This window comes from Paracoccus sp. (in: a-proteobacteria), from assembly GCF_030536915.1.
In the GTDB taxonomy this organism is placed as follows: domain Bacteria; phylum Pseudomonadota; class Alphaproteobacteria; order Rhodobacterales; family Rhodobacteraceae; genus Paracoccus.
Map to the genome: position 1 here is coordinate 1 of NZ_JAUNPC010000141.1, position 4,009 is coordinate 4,009.

General features: G+C 67.8%; 5 protein-coding genes. All 5 read left to right on the forward strand.

Annotated features, from left to right (window positions below):
- Positions 1–787 precede the first annotated feature (787 nt).
- Positions 788–1,477 (forward strand): hypothetical protein, encoded by a 690-nt coding sequence (locus Q4F04_RS14720; RefSeq protein ID WP_303370552.1) that lies wholly within the window; start codon positions 788–790, stop codon positions 1,475–1,477.
- A 94-nt stretch (positions 1,478–1,571) separates the two neighbouring features.
- Entirely contained in the window at positions 1,572–2,036 is a 465-nt protein-coding gene (locus Q4F04_RS14725; RefSeq protein ID WP_303370553.1) for a hypothetical protein, read from the forward strand.
- Positions 2,037–2,063: 27 nt separating this feature from the next.
- Entirely contained in the window at positions 2,064–3,218 is a 1,155-nt protein-coding gene (locus Q4F04_RS14730) for a phage tail sheath family protein (RefSeq protein ID WP_303370554.1), read from the forward strand.
- Between the two features lie 18 nt (positions 3,219–3,236).
- On the forward strand, positions 3,237–3,692 hold the full coding sequence (locus tag Q4F04_RS14735) for a phage tail protein (RefSeq protein ID WP_303370555.1): 456 nt from the start codon (positions 3,237–3,239) through the stop codon (positions 3,690–3,692).
- Positions 3,693–3,695: 3 nt separating this feature from the next.
- On the forward strand, positions 3,696–4,009 hold a 314-nt coding region (locus Q4F04_RS14740), incomplete at its 3' end, for a hypothetical protein (protein ID WP_303370556.1).

Sequence of the window (4,009 nt, forward strand, 5' to 3'; positions counted from 1 at the left end):
CCCCTCCCATGGGTAAAGCAACGGATATGTCCCGCGCATCAGCGTTCATGCCCGTTTTTTTTGCAACATGTGCTTTGAGGGTCCGCCCGATGTCTTCTTTCGGATAAGGCGAGTTCTGCATTAACGATGCAACCGTCAGAGTGAGTGCAGAAAACAACCGGAAAGATTCTTATGTCCGTGCAAATGACTGCAGCTCGGGAAGTTGAGAAGGGATTTTTCTTATATTTCCAAGGTCAGGAGTCATGATCCTCACAGGATTTTGAGATCACAGCTTCCGGCTGTATTTTCCTGCCGATTATAGCAGTTTAGTTCCTGTCATCACGAATATTTGATCTCAGAATGCTTGCTGAAGTTGTCTGCCACACTGCTGTCCGCCGGTCCCGGACATCCGGGCGTGGCAAGATGGCAGCCTCTACAACCGGCAGTCCATTCAGACAAATATGATCAACCTCAAGGCGACAAGCAGCGCTTATGTGATTCTGCCCTGAAAAGCCTTGACCTGGACCGGATTCTGCTTCCGAGATACGCGTGAACAGGATCTTTCAGGGAATGAGCGCCGCAATTTACCGCTGCCGGACCGACCGGATCACCCTTGCGCCCATCTGCCTTTTTCCGACAATCCCTGTCTTGGGGAAACCGGGAATTGTTACGGAATCCTTTCCGCAACAATTCCCGCAATTCCCGCGCGCCCGGATGCTTCTGCCCGCTGCCCCCTGCGGCAGCCGCTTGGCAGAAGGGCCATGCGGGTCTATTCTTGGACAGGGTCGCCTGTGGTCGGACCAGCCGGATGGACGCGACAAGGATCGGCATCTTCTGCCTTGGGCTTTTCGCCTTTGCGATGGCGATCCTGGGCGAACTTGCGCTCGGCGCAGGCTTGGGCAGCATGGCCCTGGCGGGGTCGGACAGCGCCCCCGGATGGGGCATCCGCATGCTGGGGCTGATCGACCTGGCGCTTGGCTGGACGCTGGCGCTGATGGCGGTCGAGATCATCCGGCCCATGGGGCAGCTTGCGAAGCTGCAGGGCTTCGTCACCCTTGTGCTGTCGGTCTTCGGCCTGCTGGCAGGGCTCATGCTGATCTTCGCCGCGCTGACGCTGCTGGTCCTGATGGTCTCGCTGCTTCTGGCCTTTCCCTTCGGCACCGCCGTCTACCTGGCCGCATGGGGCACCTTTCCGGCGGGCGCGGCGCGGGCGGTGCTGGCGCTGCTGATGACCTTCAAGCTGGTCGGCATCGCGCTTCTGATGGTGGCCACCCCGGCGCTGCTGAAGAACAGGGGGCTCTTGGTGCTGCTGGGGCTGTCGGTCGGGCTGACCTTTCTGACCGGGCTGCTGATCGGCTTCGTTCCCGGCGTGGTGGCGGCCATCGCCGATGTGCTGGCGGCGCTGATCTCGGCGGTGGTGGGGACGGTCTGGATGCTGGTGCTGCTGGTGGGCGCGCTCGGCTCGATCCTGCGGGCGATCCGCAGCACCGCGGGCTGAGGAAATCGCCCGCTTCCTGCAATCCGCGCGTGTGAAGACCGCCGAAATCTGGTAAACTTACGCTGAGCTTCGGTTTCGGGGAGGAGTCGCCGCGATGCCCGTTGAAGCGCTGATCGACTGGGTGCGGCAACATGCCGGCAGCGCCGAGGTCCATCTGCGCGAAACGGGGGACAGGCCGCCCGAGGGGGTCAGCCTTGCGCTGGTCGCCATCGACCCCGCCGCCGCCTTCGGCGCCGGCACGCTCAGGATCGAACTGACCTACCGGCTGACGGTGCGGATGGCCGATGCGGTGGCGGGCGACGCGCTGCTCTGCGCCCTGGCATTCGCCGCGCTGGAGGCGCCCGGGCTTCCGGGCACGGACGGCACCGGGCACCGCCCCCTGCGCCTGCTGGCCCCGGCCGAGGCGCAGGCCCGCCATGGGCCCGCGCCCGGACCCTGCCTGCATCTCGTCCTGACGGTCGAGCGGCAGCGGGACGTCACCCCCGCCCTTCCGGTGACAGAGCGCATTCTCAGAAGCAGCCAGGAGGTGCCGCGGCGCGCCGCGGGCCGGGACGGGTAACGCAGCGGGCAAGGGAGGATCGCCGAGATGCCCGAATATCTGACACCAGGCGTTTACGTCGAGGAAGTCTCGACCGGGGCGCGGCCGATCGAGGAGGTGGGCACCACCACCGCCGCGTTCCTCGGGCTTGCGCCCGACGCGGGCGCCCGGCCGGGCGAGGCCCTGGCCGTCAACAACTGGCGCGACTTCCTGCGGATCTACGGGGGGCAGGCGGGGGTTTCCACCCCGCTGTCGCACGCCGTCTCGGGGTTCTTCCTCAACGGCGGACGGCGGGCCTGGGTGGTGAACACCGGCCCCGGCCGCGGCTTCGAGGAGGGGCTGCGGGCGCTGTCCGCGGTGGACGAGATCGCCATGATCGCCGCCCCCGACGAGACCGACCCCGCCATCCAGGACCTGCTGCTGACCCATTGCGAGCTGCTGGGCACCTGCTTTGCCATCCTCGACGGCCCGGCCGAGGCCCCCGACCTGTCGCGGCTGATCCGCGTGGCCAGCCTTCCGGCGGGCGAGCCGGACGGAGAGCCGGGCGGCCAGCGCGCCCGCGAAAGCGAGCGCGGCCACGGCGGGCTTTACTTCCCGCATCTGGTGGTGCGCGACCCCTTCGATTCCAGCAAGCTGGTCACGGTGGCGCCCTCGGGCCATGTCGCGGGGATGTTCGCGCTGAACGACACCCGGCGCGGCGTCTTCAAGGCGCCGGCGAACATGGTCGTGCGCGGGGCGCTGGGGCTGTCGCAGCGGCTGACGGATGCCGAGCAGGCGGTGCTGAACCCCGGGGGCGTCAACGTCATCCGCATGTTCACCGGGCGGGGGATCGTGCTGTGGGGGGCGCGCACCCTCGCGCCCTCGGCCAGCGAATGGCGCTATGTCCCGGTGCGGCGCCTGTTCATCATGGTCGAGGAAAGCATCCGCCGCGGCACCCAATGGGTGGTGTTCGAGCCGAATGACGAACGGCTGTGGAAAAGCATCCGCCGCGACGTGGGGGCGTTCCTGACGCTGCTATGGCGGAACGGCGCCCTGCAGGGGGCGACGCCGGAACAGGCCTTCTTCGTCAAATGCGACGCCGAGACCAACACCCCTGACGAGATCGCCGCCGGGCGCGTGGTGATCGAGGTCGGGATGGCCCCGGTGCGCCCCGCCGAATTCGTGATCTTCCGCATCGGCCAGACCAGCGCCGAGATGCCCTGACCCGCGAAGGAACCCGCCATGCCAGAGACGGACACCACCCAAGGCACCCAAAGCCCCGACCCGATGCGGAACTTCCAGTTCCGGCTGGAGATTCCGGGCGTGGCGCGGGGGCATTTCACCGAGGTCAGCGGCCTCGGCGTCCGGGTCCACCCGATCCGCTACCGCGAGGGCGGCATCGGCCAGATCGTGCGGACCATGCCGGGGCCGGTCGATTACGCCGAGGTGACGCTGCGCTACGGCCTGATCCGGGATGCCGAGCTGTGGACCTGGATGCAGGCCACCATCCAGGGCCGGGTCGAGCGGCGCAACGTGTCGGTGATGATGCTGGACAGCGACGGCACCACCGAGGCGCTGCGCTGGAACCTGTTCAACGCCTGGCCCTGCGAATGGCAGGGCGCGCCGCTGGACGCGCTGGGGCGCGAGGTGGCGGTGGAACTGCTGCGCCTGTCCTTCGACCAGCTCGAGCGGGTCTGAGCCATGCGCCCCCGCATCCCGCTGCGCCGTCGTCTGTCGCGGCTTCTGCGGCGGGTGGCGCGCGTGCTGGACCGGCGGGAAACCGAGGCCGAGGCGCGGGCCGCCCGGCTGCGCGGGCGCTTTCCCGACGCCCCCGAGGCATGGATCGCGGCGGTGGCGGCCTGCGGCGAGCCCCTTGGCCCGATTCAGGGGGCGCGGCTGTCCCCGTCCACGCGGCGTCCCGCCCCGGCCACGCCTTCCATCCGGCACAGCGAAGCCTGCAGCACTCCCGCAGGGCGCGATCTCCGGGGCGGCCTGTCCCTTGACCCGCCACCTTC